At 36.0% G+C, this 19,174-nt stretch carries 21 protein-coding genes; all 21 read right to left on the reverse strand.

The genetic code is table 11. The annotated features are described in order from the left end of the window. Window positions 1-109: 109 nt before the first annotated feature. The 21 genes from KW502_RS11140 to KW502_RS11240 all read right to left on the reverse strand — a co-directional run bounded on the left by KW502_RS11140 (window position 110) and on the right by KW502_RS11240 (window position 19,151). Window positions 110-2,224, reverse strand: coding sequence for an alpha-ketoacid dehydrogenase subunit alpha/beta (locus tag KW502_RS11140; RefSeq protein ID WP_219040635.1), 2,115 nt, complete (start codon window positions 2,222-2,224; stop codon window positions 110-112). Window positions 2,225-2,361: 137 nt separating this feature from the next. Beyond that, a complete protein-coding gene (locus KW502_RS11145; protein WP_219040636.1) occupies window positions 2,362-3,666 on the reverse strand; it encodes a dihydrolipoamide acetyltransferase family protein in 1,305 nt (434 codons plus the stop codon). Window positions 3,667-3,709: 43 nt separating this feature from the next. Next, entirely contained in the window at window positions 3,710-4,306 is a 597-nt protein-coding gene (locus KW502_RS11150; RefSeq protein WP_219040637.1) for an acyltransferase, read from the reverse strand. A 101-nt stretch (window positions 4,307-4,407) separates the two neighbouring features. Continuing rightward, entirely contained in the window at window positions 4,408-4,551 is a 144-nt protein-coding gene (locus tag KW502_RS15410) for a four helix bundle protein (RefSeq protein ID WP_369412529.1), read from the reverse strand. A 39-nt stretch (window positions 4,552-4,590) separates the two neighbouring features. Then, a complete protein-coding gene (locus KW502_RS11160) occupies window positions 4,591-5,349 on the reverse strand; it encodes an enoyl-CoA hydratase/isomerase family protein (protein ID WP_219040638.1) in 759 nt (252 codons plus the stop codon). Window positions 5,350-5,468: 119 nt separating this feature from the next. Continuing rightward, complete coding sequence (gene paaZ / locus KW502_RS11165) at window positions 5,469-7,985, reverse strand: phenylacetic acid degradation bifunctional protein PaaZ (protein ID WP_219040639.1); 2,517 nt, start codon at window positions 7,983-7,985, stop codon at window positions 5,469-5,471. A 68-nt stretch (window positions 7,986-8,053) separates the two neighbouring features. Continuing rightward, entirely contained in the window at window positions 8,054-9,265 is a 1,212-nt protein-coding gene (locus KW502_RS11170; protein ID WP_219040640.1) for a 3-oxoadipyl-CoA thiolase, read from the reverse strand. Further along, on the reverse strand, window positions 9,262-9,501 hold the full coding sequence (locus KW502_RS11175; RefSeq protein WP_219040641.1) for a hypothetical protein: 240 nt from the start codon (window positions 9,499-9,501) through the stop codon (window positions 9,262-9,264). The genes KW502_RS11170 and KW502_RS11175 overlap by 4 nt, the downstream gene beginning before the upstream one ends. Further along, the gene (locus KW502_RS11180; protein ID WP_219040642.1) at window positions 9,485-9,919 is read right to left on the reverse strand and encodes a PaaI family thioesterase; all 435 of its coding nucleotides are present in this window, start codon (window positions 9,917-9,919) and stop codon (window positions 9,485-9,487) included. The genes KW502_RS11175 and KW502_RS11180 overlap by 17 nt, the downstream gene beginning before the upstream one ends. Further along, a complete protein-coding gene (locus KW502_RS11185) occupies window positions 9,909-10,286 on the reverse strand; it encodes a four helix bundle protein (protein ID WP_219040643.1) in 378 nt (125 codons plus the stop codon). Before KW502_RS11185 ends, KW502_RS11180 begins: the two co-directional genes overlap by 11 nt. Before the next feature lie 50 nt (window positions 10,287-10,336). Next, a complete protein-coding gene (locus KW502_RS11190; protein ID WP_219040644.1) occupies window positions 10,337-11,509 on the reverse strand; it encodes a 3-hydroxyacyl-CoA dehydrogenase NAD-binding domain-containing protein in 1,173 nt (390 codons plus the stop codon). Between the two features lie 80 nt (window positions 11,510-11,589). Beyond that, on the reverse strand, window positions 11,590-11,823 hold the full coding sequence (locus KW502_RS11195) for a four helix bundle protein (protein WP_219040645.1): 234 nt from the start codon (window positions 11,821-11,823) through the stop codon (window positions 11,590-11,592). Window positions 11,824-11,964: 141 nt separating this feature from the next. After that, on the reverse strand, window positions 11,965-12,747 hold the full coding sequence (locus tag KW502_RS11200; RefSeq protein ID WP_219040646.1) for an enoyl-CoA hydratase-related protein: 783 nt from the start codon (window positions 12,745-12,747) through the stop codon (window positions 11,965-11,967). Window positions 12,748-12,831: 84 nt separating this feature from the next. Further along, window positions 12,832-13,332: a 1,2-phenylacetyl-CoA epoxidase subunit PaaD gene (paaD, locus tag KW502_RS11205; protein ID WP_219040647.1), complete on the reverse strand. Its 501-nt coding sequence runs from the start codon at window positions 13,330-13,332 to the stop codon at window positions 12,832-12,834. 86 nt (window positions 13,333-13,418) lie between these two features. Next, window positions 13,419-14,174, reverse strand: a complete 756-nt coding sequence (gene paaC, locus KW502_RS11210; RefSeq protein ID WP_219040648.1) for a 1,2-phenylacetyl-CoA epoxidase subunit PaaC — start codon at window positions 14,172-14,174, stop codon at window positions 13,419-13,421. Window positions 14,175-14,227: 53 nt separating this feature from the next. Continuing rightward, window positions 14,228-14,521: a 1,2-phenylacetyl-CoA epoxidase subunit PaaB gene (gene paaB / locus KW502_RS11215; protein ID WP_219040649.1), complete on the reverse strand. Its 294-nt coding sequence runs from the start codon at window positions 14,519-14,521 to the stop codon at window positions 14,228-14,230. A gap of 75 nt (window positions 14,522-14,596) precedes the next feature. Further along, on the reverse strand, window positions 14,597-15,553 hold the full coding sequence (paaA, locus tag KW502_RS11220; RefSeq protein ID WP_219040650.1) for a 1,2-phenylacetyl-CoA epoxidase subunit PaaA: 957 nt from the start codon (window positions 15,551-15,553) through the stop codon (window positions 14,597-14,599). A 200-nt stretch (window positions 15,554-15,753) separates the two neighbouring features. Beyond that, complete coding sequence (gene paaE / locus KW502_RS11225; RefSeq protein ID WP_219040651.1) at window positions 15,754-16,827, reverse strand: 1,2-phenylacetyl-CoA epoxidase subunit PaaE; 1,074 nt, start codon at window positions 16,825-16,827, stop codon at window positions 15,754-15,756. A 74-nt stretch (window positions 16,828-16,901) separates the two neighbouring features. Next, window positions 16,902-17,474: a TetR/AcrR family transcriptional regulator gene (locus KW502_RS11230; protein ID WP_219040652.1), complete on the reverse strand. Its 573-nt coding sequence runs from the start codon at window positions 17,472-17,474 to the stop codon at window positions 16,902-16,904. Window positions 17,475-17,516: 42 nt separating this feature from the next. Further along, on the reverse strand, window positions 17,517-18,131 hold the full coding sequence (locus tag KW502_RS11235; RefSeq protein ID WP_219040653.1) for a DUF4230 domain-containing protein: 615 nt from the start codon (window positions 18,129-18,131) through the stop codon (window positions 17,517-17,519). 72 nt (window positions 18,132-18,203) lie between these two features. After that, window positions 18,204-19,151 carry a GSCFA domain-containing protein gene (locus KW502_RS11240; protein WP_219040654.1) on the reverse strand — a complete coding sequence of 316 codons (948 nt, stop codon included), beginning with the start codon at window positions 19,149-19,151 and terminating at the stop codon, window positions 18,204-18,206. Window positions 19,152-19,174: the final 23 nt, after the last annotated feature.

Raw genomic sequence — 19,174 nt, forward strand, 5'->3', positions numbered from 1 at the left:
ACTTAAAAAGAACTATAACGATTTATCATTGAAATTTTCAACATAATTAAAACTTGTTAGTTAACACATAAGTTTAATAAATGACAAATTTTATTAAGACCTAGATTAATTAATAAGCTAATAGTTTTTCAATCTTCTTTTTTACTTTTTCTGCAGAAGGAATCATGGTTTCTTCTAACGTTGAATTTAAAGGGATTGCGGGCATATTTTCTGAACCAATCGTCATCACTGGAGCGTCTAAATATTTAAAACACTCTTCCTGTATTTTACCTGAAAGTGCTCTAGCAAAAGTGTTATTAGAAGGCTCTTCAGTAACCACCAAACATTTACCGCATTTCTTAACCGATTTCATAATAGTTTCTTCATCTAACGGAGAAAGCGTTCGCAAATCTATCACTTCAATTTGATCTTGCATTCCTAATTCTTCGGAAGCATTCATTGCCCAATGCACTCCCATTCCATAAGTTACAATAGAAATGGTTTCTTTTCCTTCTTGCTTCCAGATTTCTTGTAACACCCAAGCTTTTCCAAAAGGCAATACGTAATCTGCTGCAGGTTCTATAGAAGTGGCACCTTTAGTACCAGGAACTTTACTCCAATACAAGCCTTTATGTTCAAAAATCACTACTGGATTAGGATCGTGATAAGCTGCTTTCAATAAACCTTTAAGATCAGCTCCATTACTTGGGTAGGCGATTTTGAGTCCGCGAATATTGGTCACCACACTTTCTACAGAGGAAGAATGATAAGGACCGCCGCTGCCGTAAGCTCCAATAGGAACACGCAATACCATCGATACCGGCCATTTTCCGTTAGACAAATAACAGCTTCTACTTACTTCTGTAAATAATTGATTTAGCCCCGGCCAAATATAATCTGCAAACTGAACTTCAACAATTGGTTTTAAGCCAACCGCAGACATTCCAACCGTAGAACCTACAATAAAGGCTTCTTGAATAGGAGTGTTAAACACGCGATTATCACCAAATTTTTGCGCCAAAGTTGCTGCCTCCCGAAAAACACCTCCTAGTCTACCGCCAACATCTTGACCGTAAAGCAAACACGTTTTATCGTGCTGCATAATTTCTTCTATAGCGTGCAAAGCGCAATCTACCATAACCACTTTTTCGCCGTTCTCAGGAGAACGTTCTCCCTTTTCTTCGGTAATTGTAGTGGGCGCAAAATCGTGGGTGAATAAATCTTCTTGTGAAGGATCGTCTGCTTGTTGAGCTTCTAGATAATCTTCTTTAACTTTTACACGCGCCAACGCATCTATCGCTTCAATTTCGTCTGCGGTAAAACCATGTTCCGATAAATACTTTTTCATCTTCGGAAAAGGATCTCTTGTTTTCGCTTCCTCTAAATCGTCACGATAAAACTCCATTCGTACGCCAGAAGTATGGTGATTTAATAACGGAACTTTCGCGTGAATAAGCATCGGTCTTCTTTCTTCCCGAATCGTTTCTATCGCATTTTTAACCGTGGTATAACTTTCTTCAAAATTAGTACCGTCAATAGAAATGGCTTCTAAGCCGTTAAACCCTCTTGCATATTCTGCGGCGTTTTGCGCTCGAGTTTCTTTTTCGTTAGCAGAAATATCCCAGCCATTATCTTGAACTACGTAAAGTATTGGTAATTTCTTTAAGACTGCCATTTGAAAAGCCTCGGCTATTTCTCCTTCGGTCACGCAGGCATCTCCTAACGAACATACGACGATGGGCATATTCCCGTGTAGACGGGAATCTTTATCCTTATTGTTTGATGGATTTACTAAAAACCCATATTTCTCATCTTCCTCAAATAGATTACCGCTTTCGCGGTAATGCATTCCCATCGCTACACCAGTTGCGGGAATGGCTTGCATTCCTGTCGCCGAGCTTTGATGCGGAATTTTAGGTTTATCTTCGTCTCGTAAACTTGGATGTGAATAATACGTTCTTCCACCAGAAAAAGGATCGCTTTTTTTAGCCAATAATTGCAGCATTAAATCTTTAGGCTCCATCCCAATAGACAATAAAATAGAATCGTCTCTATAGTAAGGAAATACATAATCTTGCGGTAATAACTGCATCCCCACCGCGGTTTGAATGACTTCATGTCCGCGAGAAGTAGCGTGTACATATTTTGAAACTACCTTAAAATTTTCTTCATACAACTCGGTCATCGCTTTAGCGGTACAGAGGTTACGAAAGGCTTTTTTTAGTATATCTTTTGAAATTTTCATTAATTTTAAATTTTGAATGAAGCCTTAAAATTCCGACTTCAATTATCGCGTCATGCTGAACTTGATTCAGCATCACATCCTAATTCATTTTCAACCTATGACGATACCCTGAATCAAGTTCAGGGTGACAATTTTATTTATATTTTTCGATCTGCTTTAAAATCTTCAAAATAATCAGCTACTCTTTTTAAGAAGCTTCCTCCTAAAAAGCCATCGACCACGCGATGATCAAATGAAAGTGATAAATACATCATGTGTCTAATTTCTATTTTATCGCCTTCTTCATATTCCATTACCTCAGCTCGTTTTTTGATAATTCCCGTAGCAAGAATACCAACTTCAGGCTGATTGATAATTGGTGTCCCCATTAAACTACCAAAAGTTCCTACGTTAGAAATGGTAAACGTACTTCCGCTGGTTTCATCGTGTTTCAGTTTGTTATTTCTTGCTTTTTCAGCTAGCGCATTTACTTCCGCAGCAATTGTTTCTAACTCTTTTTGATCGGCATTTTTTACCACCGGAACAATTAAATTTCCACTTGGTAATGCTGTTGCCATTCCTATATTGATATCTTCTTTAACAATAATTTGTTTTCCATCTACCGAAACATTGATCATCGGAAAATCCTTAACTGCTTTTGCCACGGCTTCTACAAAAAGTGGCGTGAATGTGAGTCGCTCTCCATATTTTTCTTGAAAAGCCTTTTTATTACTATTTCTCCAATTTACCATATCGGTCAAATCAGCTTCTACATAAGCAGTAACGTGTGGCGAGGTATGTTTAGAATACACCATATGATCGGCAATCATTTGGCGCATACGGTCCATCTCTACAATCTTGCCTTTGCCTTTATCTAATTTTAAATCGGGAACCTGAAATCCTGATGCTTCTGGGACTGGTTGTGCAAACTGTGCAGGACGACCTTCTTCTATATAATTAAAAATATCGCTTTTTCGTAATCGCCCATCGTTTCCTGTTGCTGGAATTCTTGCTAGTTCTTCAAAACTAATATGGTGCTGCTTAGCGATACTCACCACTAAAGGTGAAAAAAATGTATTTTGATTTGAATTGACTTGATAACTTGAAGATGAACTTAATCCTGAAGATGCCGTTTGTTTTTTTGCAGCTTTTGGGGCGGTTTTCTTCGGGGCTTCTTTTTTAGCTGTTTTTGCAGGTACTGCTTTTTTCGGAGACTGCGTTGCTCCCACAGTCATTTTTGCAATTACTTGCCCCACTTTCACTACCTCATCGGATTGCACCAATAGCTCTGTGATTGTTCCATCTGCTGTAGCAGGCACTTCAGAATCTACTTTATCGGTAGCGATTTCAAGAATAGTTTGGTCTTGCTCTACTTCATCTCCAACAGCAACCGACCAGCTAATTATTGTTCCTTCTGCAATACTTTCTCCCATTTTAGGGAGCTTTATTTCAATTTCTTTCATCTTTGGATATTCCTTTTTTTGAAATTGCTCTTTAAATTTAACCTTATTTTTCCCTAAACTCATTTAAGGTATTGTAAAAGTTCTCTTGTTGGGGACGATCTTTTGGGATTTCTCGTAGAGGCTCTACTGCTCTTAAACTTTCGTGACAATCACTAGGTAAACGCTGGTAAAGTTTTGTTCCGGCAGTTTTCCAAGCGATCATTTCATCTGAAACTTGTTTTATCACTTTTGCAGGATTACCTACCACTAAACTTCGTTTCGAGATTTTAGTTGCTGCTTTTACAAAAGCCATTGCGCCTACAATACATTCATCACCAATTTCAGCATCATCCATAATTACGGAATTCATTCCAATCAAGCAATTTTCACCTAAATTGGCTCCGTGAATAATTGCTCCGTGACCAACGTGCGCTCCTTTTTTAAGGACAATACTTTTACCAGGAAACATATGTACGGTACAGTTTTCTTGCACATTTACGCCATCTTCTAAAATAATTTCTCCCCAGTCCCCACGAATAGCAGCTCCCGGACCTATGTAACAATCTTTACCAATAATTACATTACCCGTGACCGCAGCTAGTGGATGTACAAAACTGCTTTTGTGAACCACGGGAATATGTCCTTTAAATGAATAAATCATAAATTAGTATTTTAGTTTTTAGTGGTGAGTGTTGAGATTATTTATTTTTTATATGTCTGATTAAGAATGAAATCATTTTAGATATTTCTGTAATATATTTCCTATTCGTTTCCATCTTGTTCAAAGTCAATATAATTTCGAAGTCTAGCTTTAGTTGATGCCGCAACACATTCGTGACAACTACCCCAAGCTATTTTTAAATAGCGAATAAAATTTGCATCACTACTAACTGAGCCTTCTGCTATATTTAAAGCTACTCACCTCTCACGCCTAACCTCTCTCCTCTATTGATATTTCTCTAACTTCTTTTTGGTAAAATCGCTTAATACTAAGCGGCCGCTAATTTTTGCGCGTTCGTTGAGCAACTCATCCCAATCTTCGGTACCGCGCCAAAACATTTGCTTCATTTCTTTAACGGCTTCTGGATTATAATTACATAAATTTTGAGCAAATTCTTTAATAGCTTCATCTAATTCTTCTGTGCTTTCATAAACTTGTGCGAACAATCCTTTTTGTTTTGCCCACTCTGGTGAATAGAATGAATTGGCATCGATGGCGATTTGTGACATTCCGCTTACGCCTAATTTACGTTCTACGGCCGGACCAACGACAAACGGACCTATACCTATATTTAATTCACTTAGCTTAATGGCCGCAAATTTATTTGCCATACAATAATCCATTGCAGAGGCTAAACCTACTCCACCTCCAACAGTTTTACCTTGTACGCGACCAATTATAAATTTCGGACATTTACGCATCGCATTAATAACATTGGCAAAACCCATAAAAAATTGTTCGCCAGTTTGCTCATCGTTAATTGAAATGAGTTCCGTAAAACTTGCTCCCGCACAAAAGGTACGATCGCCGCCAGATTTTAATATAATGACTAATACCTCATCATTTTGTCCTACTTCGGTAATCGTATCGGCTAGTTCAGCTAAAATATTTCCTGGTAAACTATTATGTGCAGGATGAAAAAATTCTATCGTTGCTATTTTATTTTCTATATATTTCTTTACGTATGCTTCTTCTGTACTCATAAAATCGCTTTTTGTATTTATATTTTTTTGGTGTTTCCTTACGGGTCGGGCTATTCGCTTCAATTCCTCATCTCGCTAACGCGAGCTTGCGGGATTTCCACTGCTATCCCTAACACAATTTATCTTTCTAATAATCCAAACTGTTCAAAATGGTGATTTATATGCTTTCGGTGCATCAATTTCCATTCAAATTTGTTGAGCTCGCCAAAAACAGCATTTTTTGTAATTGCTTCCGGATTTTCTTGAAAGTAATTTTCGTATTGCTCTTTTGCTTCTTTTAATTTTTCTTTTGCCGTAGACAAATCTTTATGTTTCAACTCGAACAATTCTCCTTCTTTATAAAATGGGAAATTAAAATTTTTCGGCATTGGCTTATAGTTCCACAAGGTTTCTTGTACCATTTCTAATTTATCTTCTGGAGTGGCAATTTCAAAATCTTGAATTTCACCTGAAGCAATTCTATAACTATCTTCCAAATGTTCTAACATATGCTGTGGAGTCATAATTCCCCAAGCCGGCTGAGTTTCTTTTGTTAACTCATTTAAAGCTTTTTCAAATACCTTATCGGTAATTTCTATAAATGTGGTTTGCTTCTTTTGTACCATTGTTAAAATGGTGGCAATAGCCACAAGTTTTTCTTCGTCGTCAGTTGCATTTACATCAAAAACTTCCACATACCATTTTACAATTCCGCTCGGTAATTCTTTTCCTTTTTGGTCACGATCTACTTTTTGCTTACAAGTTAATCGCACATTAATGGTATCGTTATGATACATTGGACGCAAAAATCGAATCTCTTCTAATCCGTAATTTGCAGCGACCGGACCTTTATTTGGATAGACAAATAATCCTGCTGCGGCAGAAATAATAAAATACCCGTGAGCGGTTCGCTGTTCAAAAATACTTCCTTCTAGCGAGGTAATGTCGGTATGCGCATAAAAATGATCCCAAGTTATATTTCCGAAATTAACAATATCGGTATCGGTAATTGTTCGATTATGCGTTTGTAGCGACATTCCTAGCTTAATATCTTCCCAATGATATGCAAACGGATGTTTGTCTGCTTTTTTATAATCGGCATTAGGTTGATAAATACCCGTAATTTCAGTTAGCGTGGTTGGTGAACCTTGAATCGCACAACGCTGCATATAATGTTTGATTCCGCGTTTACCTCCCATTTCTTCTCCGCCTCCTGCTCGTCCAGGACCACCGTGAACAAGATTAGGCAGTGGCGAACCGTGACCTGTACTTTGCTTAGCGCTTTCTCTATTCAACACTAAAATACGACCGTGATGCGTAGCTGCTTGTACGGTATATTTTGTAGCAATTTTATTGTCATTTGTAGCAATTGAACTTACCAAAGAACCTTTTCCTTTTCGAGCAAGCTGAATCGCTTCATTTAAATCTTTATACGGCATTAGGGTACTTACCGGACCAAAAGCTTCAGTAATGTGTGATGCTTCATTTTTAAAAGGATGATCTTCTCGTAACAAAATAGGTTTCATAAAAGCTCCTTTTTCAAAATCGGCTCCCATCGCCTTTCCGTCTTCAAAATCACCATACACGATAGCTGCCGTTTTAGCAATTTCTTGCACTTGTTGCTTAACGCTTTCTACTTGTTTTTTATCGATTAAAGTTCCCATTCTCACCTCTTTTAAACGAGGATCGCCATAGACCACCTTACCAAGCGCTTGCCCTAACGCAATTTGTACATCTTCGACTAACTTTTCTGGAACGATAATTCTTCTAATGGCGGTACATTTTTGTCCACACTTCACCGTCATTTCATTGCGAACCTCTTTGATAAAGAGGTTGAATTCCGGCGTTCCGGGAACAGCATCTTCACCCAAAATACAAGCATTAAGAGAATCGGCTTCCATCGTAAACGGAACTGATTCTTCTATTAATCGAGGATGTGTTTTTAGTTGTCGCCCAGTCGCTGCAGAACCCGTAAAGGTGACTACATCTTGAGATTCAATGGTATCGAAGATATCTTTTTTAGTTCCGCTAATAAGCTGCAAAGCTCCTTCAGGTAAAATTCCTGACTCTATAATTACTTTCACGACGGCTTCGGTTAAATAGGCACTTTGTGGTGCTGGTAATACGACGGCCGGCATTCCTGCCATCCAATTGACAGCACATTTTTCTAGCATTCCCCAAACTGGGAAGTTAAATGCATTTATATGAACAGCAACTCCTGTTTTAGGCACCAAAATGTGATGCGCCATAAATTTACCTCCTCGCGATAAATCTATTGGTTCACCTTCTACATCAAAAGGCTGATTAGGAAACAATTTACGGAGGGAAGCATTGGCAAATAAATTACCAAAACCTCCTTCTATATCTATCCAGCTATCAACTTTAGTTGCTCCACTTCGAAAACTAATTTCGTAAAAAGAACGCTTGTGTTTCTGAAGATGAAATGCTAATTTCTTCAACATATTACCGCGTTCTTGAAAAGTCATTTTTCGAAGCGTTTCTCCTTTAAGTCTTGCGTATTGAAGTACTTCTGGAGCGTCGATCCCTTCTGTAGTGATGTTGGTAAAATGTTCTCCGGTTACAGCATCAAGAATTGGAGTTCCTTCCCCTTGACCATCGACCCATTGTCCTAAAATATAGTGTTGTGTTTTTTGCATTTTTATTTGTTTTGTGTTTGACTTCTCGACTCCGCTCGAGGTGAAATTCTGAACTTCAAATTTTCTACCTAAGCCGAAACATTTTCAATCACGGCAGCATAACCTTGACCAACACCTACACACATCGTGATTAAAGCGTATTTTTTACCAGTTAATTGCAATTCTAAGGCTGCGGAATATGCTAACCTTGCTCCTGTTACGCCTAGTGGATGTCCAATTGCTATGGCGCCTCCATTTGGATTTAATCGTGGATCATTATCTTTTAAACCCCATTCACGAATACAAGCTAAAGCTTGCGCTGCAAAAGCTTCATTTAGTTCAATTATATCCATATCATCCATCGTTAAGCCTGCTTTTTCTAGCGCTTTGTTGGAAGCTTGCACGGGACCAATCCCCATAATTCTTGGTTCTACCCCAACTACTGCTGAGCTTAAAATTTTCGCCATCGGTTTTAGACCGTATTTTTCTACAGCTTTTTCTGAAGCAATAATGGTGGCGGCAGCTCCATCATTTAATCCTGAAGAATTTCCTGCAGTAACGCTTCCGCCTTCTTTACGAAAAGCTGGACGTAATTTTGCCAAGATTTCTTTTGAAGTAGATGGCTTAATAAATTCATCGTTACTGAATTGAATAGGATCTTTTTTTCGCTGCGGAATTTCTACCGTCACTATTTCCTTTCCTAAACGACCATTTCCTTGGGCTTTACTCGCTTTCATCTGACTCCAATACGCAAAGGTATCTTGATCTTCTCTTGAAATTTTATATTTATCTACTAGATTTTCTGCCGTAACGCCCATCCCATCGGTACCATACATTTCGTGCATTTTTGGGTTGACGAATCGCCAACCGAAACTAGTATCATACATTTTAGCATCGTTACCAAAAGCACTTGAGGGTTTAGTAACAGCGTAAGGTCCGCGTGTCATATGCTCAACGCCACCAGAAATAAAAATGTCTCCGTCACCTGCTTTGATAGCACGGTTGGCGTGAATAATCGCTGAAAGTCCGCTACTACAAAGCCTATTTACTGTTTCTCCAGGAACAGAATAGGGTAATCCTGCCAATAAAGAACACATTCTAGCTACGTTTCTATTATCTTCTCCCGCTTGATTGGCACAACCTAAGATGACATCGTCGTAAGCTTCTTTAGGAATATTAGGGTTTCGTTTGACAATTTCTTTAATAACCAAAGCTCCTAAATCATCAGTTCTTACAGGAGATAATGTTCCTTTATAATTACCGATAGGTGTTCTAATTCCGTCTATGATGTATGCCTTCATTTTATTATAAATTTTGAATTTTGAATGAAAAATGTAATGTTTTTAGGTTCTGCTTTTTCATCTAAATTATATGTTTTGCTATTTTTTATTTTACGCCAAGGATTACTCTTGAGTTCAGTTTTGATTGCGTTCATGAATATATTTGAAACTTTTCCTTTTTTATTTCTCCACCCCATTCGAAATGGCAAAACAAAAAACGACTCACAAAAGCCTGACGTTTTACTTCCATTTTTCATTGGTTTTATAAGTAACGCCTTTAAACAGCGCCACCAACAGATCTCCTTTTTTAATTTCTACTATATAAAAACCGAGCTTATTTTTTTGACTTTTCACATCAGATTCTGCAATAATGACATCTCCTTCTTCTAGAGGTTCTATATGATTAATCGAGGTTTCTATTGAAACCGCTTTATTGCCATAGGTATTCGTAGCAAAACCAAAAGCGGTGTCTGCCAGTGAGTACGTGATGCCGCCGTGAGCTTTTCTCATGCTGTTAAGCATCTCTTTTCTCACCTTCATTTTTACTTTGCAATAACCCTCACGAACCTCAACAATCTCAATACCCAGCCATTGACTAAAAGGATCGAGCGAGAGCATATGTTGAGGAATAGTTTCTGAGTTTAAAAGTTTCTTAGTTTTTGAGTTATTTTTCATTTATCTTCTTTTTAAGATAATTTTTATAAGAGGTGATCATTTTTGACAATTCCATTATTCTCTGTCTATTATCTTCATCAGTTTCTTTAGAAATAAAATCTCTTCTTACTGCTTTCGAACTACATACTACACATTCGTGAGCACTATCCCAAGCTATTTGTAAATACCTATTAAAATTAGGGTGTGTGCTTGACGAACCCTCAGCAATATTTAAAGCTATAGAATCTGCTGCTCTAATAAACTGGGAACCTAAACGGTAAGTTTCTTCTTTAGGAAATTCTTTAATCTGACTATAAACCATATCTCCAAATTCTAATGCTTTTTGATACATTATTAATTCTTCGAATTTGAAATATTGCTTACTCATAATTATAAATTTATTCTCAATTACTCATCAACTACACAACTCGCCAACCCCTAAAACCTATCGCCTTCTTTATCCATTTTTCTTAATAGTGGACTGCAACGATAACGATCTTCATGGTATTCGTTGTAAAGCGAATCCATTTTTTTAACGCACCAATCCATTCCTTTTTCATTAGCCCAAGTTAAAAGTCCTTTAGGGTAATTTACGCCTTTAGTCATGGCTAAATCGATATCTTTTGCGGTGGCGATGTTTAAAAACAGTGCGTCTGCTGCTTCATTGATGAGCATCACTAAAATACGGTCTAGGATTTGTTGAGAAAGATTATCTTGATGCGATCCTGAATCAAGTTCAGGATGACGGCTTTTATCAATCTTACCATCTTTATAGTCGTAAAAACCATTACCGGTTTTTCTGCCTAAGTAGCCTGCTTCTTTTAAGCGTTTTTGAGTAAAAGACGGCTTGTAACGCGGATCGTAATAAAATTCTTTAAAAACAGTTTCGGTAACTGTATAATTCACATCGTGCCCAATAAAATCCATGAGCTCAAAAGGCCCCATTCTGAAACCTCCTAGTTCTTTAAGTGCGTTATCGATGGTCGGAATATCGGCTTTCCCTTCTTCATAAATTCGAAGTGCTTCTCCATAAAACGGACGTGCAACGCGATTTACAATAAAACCAGGCGTATCTTTAGCTAAAACACCAACTTTCTTCCAGTCGGAGATAATTTTGACTACCTTTTCTTTTACTGTTGTTGAGGTTTGTACTGCTGGAATTATTTCTACCAATGGCATTAAAGGTGCTGGATTGAAAAAATGAATTCCAATGACGCGTTCTGGGTTTTCTAATGCTGAAGCAATCGAGGCTATAGATAGAGAAGATGTATTGGAAGCAATAATTGCATCTTTGGTTTGACAAGCTTCTAACTCTCGAAATACTTTCTGTTTAACTTCTAAGTTTTCGATAATTGCCTCAATGGTTAAATCTGCATCGGCTAAATCTTGAATAGAAGCTACGTAAGAAATATTGCCTTGAATTCTATTTTTTTCAGCATCATCGATACGCTCTTTTTCAATAAGGCGCAACAACACCTCATTCAGTTTATCTTCACTCGTAGTTAATGCTTCTTGGCTGGTATCGTAAACTTTTACGGAACAACCGGCTGTAGCTGCTACTTGTGCAATACCGCTTCCCATGGTTCCGCTACCTATAATTCCAACAGTCATATATTTTAATTTTTCAGGTTACATTTCAAAATTCAAATTTAGTTTTAGTTCCAAAATGAATTTTCGTCCCTTTTAATTATTTAATTTGTTTTAGATTCTCTTAATTCTTTCAAACAAATCTGCATCTTATGAATATAATCTCTTGCAGATTTTGCAGCAATAACTTCAGAATAATTTAGAGCAACACTTGTAGCTGACCGTATTAATTGACTACATAAATACTGAGATGCAAAACTTTGATCTGAATGCTTAGTTACTTTAATACAATTTACAGCAAAATGAATTAATCTATTTTCTAATTCTTCAGACGTCATATTTCTTTTAAATCTCAGTTATCTCCATAAAATATTTTTAACTTACAACACTATCACCCTAATAAATTTCTTAATTATGTTTTATTAAAAACTCATTCAAATTTTAAATATAAAATTTGCAATTTCTAAGTTTGAAATAGTTTACTCTCCTTTAAAATTGGGTTTTCTTTTTTCTACAAATGCAGTCACTCCTTCTTTATAATCTGCCGTAAAAGCAGCTTTTATCTGGTTTTTAGATTCTAAAGCCAATTGCTCTTCTAAGGTATTATTTAACGACTGATTTAAGGTTTCTTTGGTTAAGGCTAAAGCTTTTGTAGGCATTTTGGCTAGTTGAGTTGCCATTTGCCACGTTTCTTCTTCAAATGTTTCTGTAGAGAAATACTTGTAAATCATCCCTAGTCGCTCTGCTTCTTCTGCAGAAACTTTATCGCCCAACATCGCTAATGCTGATGCTTTTTGAAAACCTATTAATCGTGGTAGAAAGAAAGTACCTGCACTATCTGGAATTAAACCTATTTTACTAAATGCCTGAACAAATGCTGCACTTTCTACAGCTACAACAATATCACACGCTAAAGCTATGTTTGCTCCTGCACCAGCAGCTATTCCGTTTACCGCAGCAATAACAGGTTTTCCTATATTTCTAATAAGTTGAATGATGGGGTTGTAATGTTCATCTAAAATAGTTTTGAATCCTGGATTTAATGCTGGATCAATAACTTCATTTAAATCTTGGCCGGCACAAAAAGCTTTTCCGTTACCAGTTATTAAAATAGCTCTTACTTCAGGATCTGATTCACATTTCTTCAATTCTTCCTGTAAAGTAAGTGCCATTTCTCGATTGAAGCTATTAAAAACTTTTGGACGGTTTAGGCTAATTTTAGCTACGTTATATTTAATTTCAACTTGAATGCTTTTGCTCATATTTTTTAGAACTTGAAAATGAAATTGAAGCCGAAGGTTTTCTAACTCTTTTCAATTTCGAGTTAAGGTTCGATTTCAATTTCCTCAGATTAAACATTTAAAATAATCAAACGGTTCTTGGCAATCGTTACACTTAAAAAGTGCTTTGCAAGCGGTAGAACCAAACTGACTCACCATTTGTGTGTTTTTAGATTGGCAATTGGTACACTTTACTACATTTGTTTCTCCTAACAGTGCTTTTTTATCTGCTGAAGCTTCTAACGGAGCTGCAATCCCGTATTTTTCTAAAGCTATTTTTCCTTCTTCGGTAATCCAATCGGTTGACCAAGCCGGAGCTAAAATTAAATCTACTTTAGCCTGATAACCAGCTTCTAAAAGTGCTGTTTTAATATCATCACCAATTACATCCATTGCAGGACAACCGCTATAGGTTGGTGTTATTTTAACTTCAGCAACTCCATTTTTAATTTCTGCAGAACGAACTACACCCAAATCGATGATAGAAAGCACAGGAATTTCTGGATCTGAAACTTGTTTAAGAATCGGCGCCAACTTTTCTGAAATATGTACTTTTTCTTCTACCAATTGAGTGATTTTGAATTATAAATGATGAATTTTTAAATTGTAACGTAAATCATTTTCAATCTTCTCTAGTTAACTGAAAAATTTACTTACCACTTCATTCCTGGATACGTGCGCTGCATATATTGCATATCGTTCAGCAAATATCCCATATGTTCTGAATGTATTCCTTTTTTGCCGCCTTCTTGAAAAAACTTTAAATCTGGTTTTTCTAGCATTGCTTCAGCTAAAACTTCAGAAACGTTTTCTAAATACTTGGCTTTAATTTTATCTGTATCAATACCAATACCTTCTTTTATGGCTTCTACATCGGCATTTGTTTGATGAAAAAGTTCTTCTGTAAATCGCCACAAATCGTTAATAGCAATTTGTATTTTTCGTTTACTTTCTTCGGTTCCGTCTCCTAAACGTTTAATCCAATCTGAAGAAAATCTCCTGTGATAACTCACCTCTTTCAAACTTTTTTTAGCGATAGCAACCAAAGTTTTGTCTTTGCTATTCTGCAATTCATTTAAAAATAGGAAATGAAAATGATCGAATAAAAACTGACGAGCAATCGTATAACCAAAATCGCGATTAGGTTGTTCAACGAGTAAGACGTTTATATATTCACGTTCTTTACGCAAGAAGGCAAAATCGTCTTCGGTTTTATCTTCTTCAGAAAGTTGAGCTGTGTATTGAAAATAACTGCGCACCTGACCAAATAAATCTAGTGAAATATTTGTCATCGCAATATCTACTTCTAAAGTTGGGCCGTGCCCCGTTAATTCTCCCAAACGCTGACCTAAAATGAGTGAATTATCGGCAATACCGAGAATGTATTTTATTAAAATATCTTTTTGCATTGAATTTTATTTAAGTTGAAGTCATCTTACATAAGTTTAATTTCATAATTCTATTACATATGTTTTACCTCATCTGGTAAATCGTAAAATGTGGGATGACGATAAACTTTATCTGCTGCTGGCTCAAACATTTCTCCATTTTCTTCTGGATTAGATGCTGTGATATTTTTAGATTGTACTACCCAAATACTCACGCCTTCGCTTCTTCGCGTATATACGTCACGAGCATTTTCTAGCGCCATTTCTTCATCGGCAGCGTGTAAACTTCCAAAATGACGGTGTTCTAGTCCGTTTTTACTTCTTACGAAAACCTCCCAAAGTGGCCAGTTTTTTTTGTTGTCTGACATAATATTGTAATTAGTAGTGAGTAATTAGAAATGAGTCTATAAGATACCTCATTTAGTTTCTATCACTATATCAATTTAACTTGCTTTTTGTACTTTTTTAGCTGCTTTCTTTTCTGAATATGCCATGGCTGCATCTCGCACCCAGGCTCCGTTTTCCCAAGCATCAACGCGAGTTTGCAGGCGTTCTTTATTACAAGGTCCGTGACCTTTTACCACTTGCCAAAACTCATCCCAGTTGATTTCTCCAAAATCGTAGTGACCAGTTTCTTCATTCCACTTCAAATCTTTGTCTGGAATAGTAAGTCCTAAAATATCGGCTTGCGGAATGGTTTGATCAATGAATTGCTGACGCAATTCATCATTCGTTTTACGTTTTAGTTTCCATTTCATCGATTGCTCGGTATGCGTTGAAGCATCATCTGTTGGACCTAACATCATTAAGGATGGCCACCACCAGCGATTTAATGCATCTTGTGCCATTTGTTTTTGCTCTTCTGAACCTCGACAAAGCGTTAGCATAATTTCGTAACCTTGACGTTGGTGAAAACTTTCTTCTTTACAAACTCTCACCATCGCGCGAGCGTAAGGCCCAAATGAAGTACTACAAAGTGGTACTTGGTTAATAATAGCTGCTCCATCGACCAACCAACCAATAGCTCCCATATCTGCCCAAGTTACTGTTGGGTAATTAAAAATACTTGAATATTTAGCTTTTCCTGTATGCAATTGCTCGTACAATTCTTCACGAGAAATTCCTAAAGTTTCACAAGCACTATATAAATACAAACCGTGACCAGCTTCATCTTGAACTTTTGCCAACAGCGCTACTTTTCTTCGTAACGAAGGCGCTCTTGTAATCCAATTCCCTTCAGGCAACATGCCTATAATTTCAGAATGCGCATGTTGTGACATTTGCCTAATGTGAGTTTTACGATACTTTTCTGGCATCCAGTCTTTAGGCTCTATCTTCTCATCTCTAGCAATTTTTTGCTCGAAAATCTCTTCTAAATTTTTCACTTCTTGCTCACTCATAATTTTTGTTTTTAACTTTCAGCTATTAGCTACAAGTATTAAAGCACTCCAAATCAAGTCTCAATTTTTCAATTAAATTATCACCTCTTTAGAATAAAACCTGAAAATTCAGATTTTCACAGCTGTCTTAATTTTCTTAAAAGATAATGATTACAACTCTAAAAATGAAACTTAGTTTAAGTATTTCATAGCTTTAGTCATTACACATCAAAATCGACTACCAGTTTTTCTGAAGTAGGGACCGACTGACAACTCAATACAAATTTATTAGCCACCTCATCATCTTCTAGCGCATAATTAATTTTCATCTCTACGCTACCTTCAATCACTTTGCATTTACACGTACTACAAACTCCGCCTTTACAAGCAAAAGGCAAATCTGCGCCAGCTCCCAAAGCGGCATCGAGTACATTATCGTAGTCGTCTGTCATGCCGAAATGAAATTCTTTACCACCGTCTAAAATTGTAACCTGAGTTCCATCAAATTTATGCTCGATAGCTTGAGCTGCTTTTTTCTTATCATCTTCAGAAATTCCGGTGACAAATAATTCATAATGAATTTTATTTTCTGAAAGACCTGCTTTCCTCAATTCGTCTCTAAGTAAGAAGATCATTTTTTCTGGACCACAGATAAAACATTCATCTACCAATTCTACATCGATTAAACTTTTGGTAAGTTGCTGTATTTTTTCTTCATCAAACCTTCCGTTAAACATTGGAATATCACGCTGTTCTCGTGTTAGAAAATAGAAGATCTCTAATCTACCAAAATATTTATTCCGCAGTTGTTCTAGCTCTTCTTTAAAGATGATCGACTTTACATTTTTATTCAGATAGAAAAGCTGAAATTTACTTTCTGGCTCCATCTTTAAATGCGTCTTAATCATCGATATAATAGGAGTAATCCCACTACCCGCTGCGAAAACGATATAGTTCTTAGATTCATTAGAAGCTACTTCTACGCCAAACTTACCACTTGGCACCATTACCTCTAAATGATCTCCCGCTTTAAGCTCATCATTAACAAAAGTTGAAAATTTACCTGTAGGTATTTTTTTAACCGCGACTTGCCATTGTTGATCTACTGGACTTGAACATAAAGAATACGACCGCCTCACATCTTCTCCTTTAAAATCTTTTTTTAAGGTTAGGTGTTGCCCTTGACTATAATTAAAATCTTCCTGTAAATCTTCAGGAATATCAAATTCAATCACCGTGCAATCCTTGGTTTCTTTATAAACGTTTTTTACGGTAATGTTGTGAAATTTTGCCATTTCATCATATTGGTTACCTAACAAAACTAACGATTGTTAGTTTAACTTCCAAATCTCTGATGTTAAAGCTACTACTATAAGATAATACCAAGTAGTAAATTTTGTTTCATTTCATTAGTTAAAAGCTTAATAGACACTGTTCTGTTTTTAGCATACCACAAATAAAGTGTTCTTAATGTAGAGAGTAACGAAAACAAAACTAACTCTATGTTTGCCGTTTTTAATTCTTTTTCTTTTATACCTTGCTCAATAATACTTCTCATTTTAGCCTCATAAGTATTACGCATTTGTAGATAATTTTCTAATGCTAATTGCTCTAAATGCATCCAATCGTTATTCAAGCAGGCCAAAGCATCTGTTTTTTCTACTGTAATCTTAATATGATTCTCGATAACCGACTCTAATTTTTCTATAGAACTTGCCTCTTGCGGAAGTACCGAATCGATATGCTGGGTGAAATTTTCTGCCACCTCTAAAATGATAATCGATAAAATCTCTTGCTTTGAGTTAATATGATTATACAAACTTGCAGCTTTCATATCTAAAGCTTGAGCTAAATCTCTCATAGAAACGGCACTATAACCTTTTTTTCTAAAAAGTTTTGCAGCTGTAAAAATGATTTCTTTTTTTCGAGTCGTAAATTTCATAAAATAAAAAAGCCAATGTTGTTAACCTATAATTATAGTAGGTTATAAGTTTAAGTTTTTTAAATCTTCCGCGGTTAAAAAGTTTTCTTGATTGTACTGAAGCGTCCATCCCATAGAACTGGTGAGTACAAAAAGTTTCTGTAATTCAGCAATCAATCGGTTTTCAGCATTTTTCATCAAGACCGAATTTTTAATTTGATCTCTTAAATCTGAATTAATTTTCCCTTTAATCTTATTATAATCTTTCGCATCAAATTGATTAAGGTAATCTTGAGTAACATCGTAGTATTTAATATCTGGATTAATATGAAGCTCTGGATCTGGAATATGAGTAATTCTTAAAGTTTTTTGTTCTGCATCTACCTCATACTTCATCTTACGCAAATCGTAACTCACATTCGCTTTAGCATTCACCACGATTAGGGCTTTTTTACGTGCCAATAAAAATTTAAATACAAAACTTTCAGTATTTTCATAAGTATAGACTTTGGCATAACTTCCTTCAGAAACCACAAGTTTACTTACATTTTTAATTTCTTTCTCAATTAAATTAGAAGCCTGTAATAGATTTTCATTTTCTTGAAACTGATTTTTAAAATATTCATACCCAAAAAAGCATACGAGTGAAACCAAAATACCTAGTAAAAACTTTCTCATATATTGGAATTTGTTTCTAAATTACAAGAAACAATTTTAACCTCGCCGTTTTTTGAATTTACATTAACAATTTCAAAACTCCATAAATGGAAATGATTGCTGAATCTCTTTGGTTTGCTGCTGAAGTTTTTGCTGAAATTTTTGATGCGACTCGGATTTTGGATTGAAAGGTCGGTGCGATAAGCCTTGTCGTATCTGCTGTACTTTTTTCATCGTTGGTAAGCATTCTTCTGCCATCCAACTTGCTTGAAAACGTTCCCAAATATAATCGATAGCTGTGTTGTTAGGATGCAATAAATCTGAAGTGTAAAAACGGTAATCGCGCAACTCATCCATCATGATTTCATAAGAAGGAAAATAAGCAAGTCTTTTTTTGTTTTCTAAAACTTGATGAAGTGCTGCAATTAAATGCGATTTACTTCGCTGATTTTCTATAAAACCATCTTTTAAATGTCTTACCGGAGAAATTGTAAAAACAAATTGAGAGTCGGCATTTATCTCTTGAATATAAGCCACACTTTTTTGAAGACTTTTTTCCAGTTCAGTAACGGATGAAAGCTCTTTATTAAAATTTTTCTGTGGAATTTTATGACAATTCGCTACATATTTGTTCTGCTCAATATGTTTATAAATCCAAGAAGTTCCCAACGTAATAATTACGTGTGAAGTCGTTTTTAAAAAGTGAAAAGTTTCTTCTAGCGCTGTATTTAAGTCGTTTAGTAGTTCATTTTCAGACAAAGCATTCAGCCGAGAATGAGCCTCAAAACAACTATAAATTTCCTGATGCTGAAAAATAGCTTTTGCCGTAAATTTTTCTTGATTAGCAACACGCTTTAAAAAGTTCTCAATTGCAAACGGATGAAACAAAATACCCAACGGATTCTGTAGCTGCTGAAATTGATAATAAGCAAATTTCTCTCCTATATTTTCAGCAAAACAAGATCCCAACAGCAATACCCTAGACGTATAATCTATTTGGGGTTGCTGCTGAGGTACATTAAGTTGAGTTTGAAGTTGCATAATTTTCTAAATTGAAAATGAAG

The sequence above is a fragment of the Mesonia aestuariivivens genome (genome assembly GCF_019311235.1).
Lineage (GTDB): Bacteria > Bacteroidota > Bacteroidia > Flavobacteriales > Flavobacteriaceae > Mesonia > Mesonia aestuariivivens.

What these genes read in the sequence shown, in the direction of transcription:
- KW502_RS11145 (WP_219040636.1), bottom strand. Translation starts at nt 3,666, where the DNA reads ATGAAAGAAATTGAAATAAAGCTCCCTAAAATGGGAGAAAGTATTGCA.
- KW502_RS11180 (WP_219040642.1), bottom strand. Translation starts at nt 9,919, where the DNA reads ATGAAAAATAACTCAAAAACTAAGAAACTTTTAAACTCAGAAACTATT.
- paaB (WP_219040649.1), bottom strand. Translation starts at nt 14,521, where the DNA reads ATGTCAGACAACAAAAAAAACTGGCCACTTTGGGAGGTTTTCGTAAGA.
- KW502_RS11200 (WP_219040646.1), bottom strand. Translation starts at nt 12,747, where the DNA reads ATGAGCAAAAGCATTCAAGTTGAAATTAAATATAACGTAGCTAAAATT.
- paaE (WP_219040651.1), bottom strand. Translation starts at nt 16,827, where the DNA reads ATGGCAAAATTTCACAACATTACCGTAAAAAACGTTTATAAAGAAACC.
- KW502_RS11140 (WP_219040635.1), bottom strand. Translation starts at nt 2,224, where the DNA reads ATGAAAATTTCAAAAGATATACTAAAAAAAGCCTTTCGTAACCTCTGT.
- KW502_RS11190 (WP_219040644.1), bottom strand. Translation starts at nt 11,509, where the DNA reads ATGACTGTTGGAATTATAGGTAGCGGAACCATGGGAAGCGGTATTGCA.
- KW502_RS11160 (WP_219040638.1), bottom strand. Translation starts at nt 5,349, where the DNA reads ATGAGTACAGAAGAAGCATACGTAAAGAAATATATAGAAAATAAAATA.
- KW502_RS11150 (WP_219040637.1), bottom strand. Translation starts at nt 4,306, where the DNA reads ATGATTTATTCATTTAAAGGACATATTCCCGTGGTTCACAAAAGCAGT.
- KW502_RS11195 (WP_219040645.1), bottom strand. Translation starts at nt 11,823, where the DNA reads ATGACGTCTGAAGAATTAGAAAATAGATTAATTCATTTTGCTGTAAAT.
- KW502_RS11235 (WP_219040653.1), bottom strand. Translation starts at nt 18,131, where the DNA reads ATGAGAAAGTTTTTACTAGGTATTTTGGTTTCACTCGTATGCTTTTTT.
- KW502_RS11170 (WP_219040640.1), bottom strand. Translation starts at nt 9,265, where the DNA reads ATGAAGGCATACATCATAGACGGAATTAGAACACCTATCGGTAATTAT.
- paaA (WP_219040650.1), bottom strand. Translation starts at nt 15,553, where the DNA reads ATGAGTGAGCAAGAAGTGAAAAATTTAGAAGAGATTTTCGAGCAAAAA.
- KW502_RS11240 (WP_219040654.1), bottom strand. Translation starts at nt 19,151, where the DNA reads ATGCAACTTCAAACTCAACTTAATGTACCTCAGCAGCAACCCCAAATA.
- KW502_RS11230 (WP_219040652.1), bottom strand. Translation starts at nt 17,474, where the DNA reads ATGAAATTTACGACTCGAAAAAAAGAAATCATTTTTACAGCTGCAAAA.
- paaZ (WP_219040639.1), bottom strand. Translation starts at nt 7,985, where the DNA reads ATGCAAAAAACACAACACTATATTTTAGGACAATGGGTCGATGGTCAA.
- paaC (WP_219040648.1), bottom strand. Translation starts at nt 14,174, where the DNA reads ATGCAAAAAGATATTTTAATAAAATACATTCTCGGTATTGCCGATAAT.
- KW502_RS11175 (WP_219040641.1), bottom strand. Translation starts at nt 9,501, where the DNA reads ATGAAAAATGGAAGTAAAACGTCAGGCTTTTGTGAGTCGTTTTTTGTT.
- KW502_RS11185 (WP_219040643.1), bottom strand. Translation starts at nt 10,286, where the DNA reads ATGAGTAAGCAATATTTCAAATTCGAAGAATTAATAATGTATCAAAAA.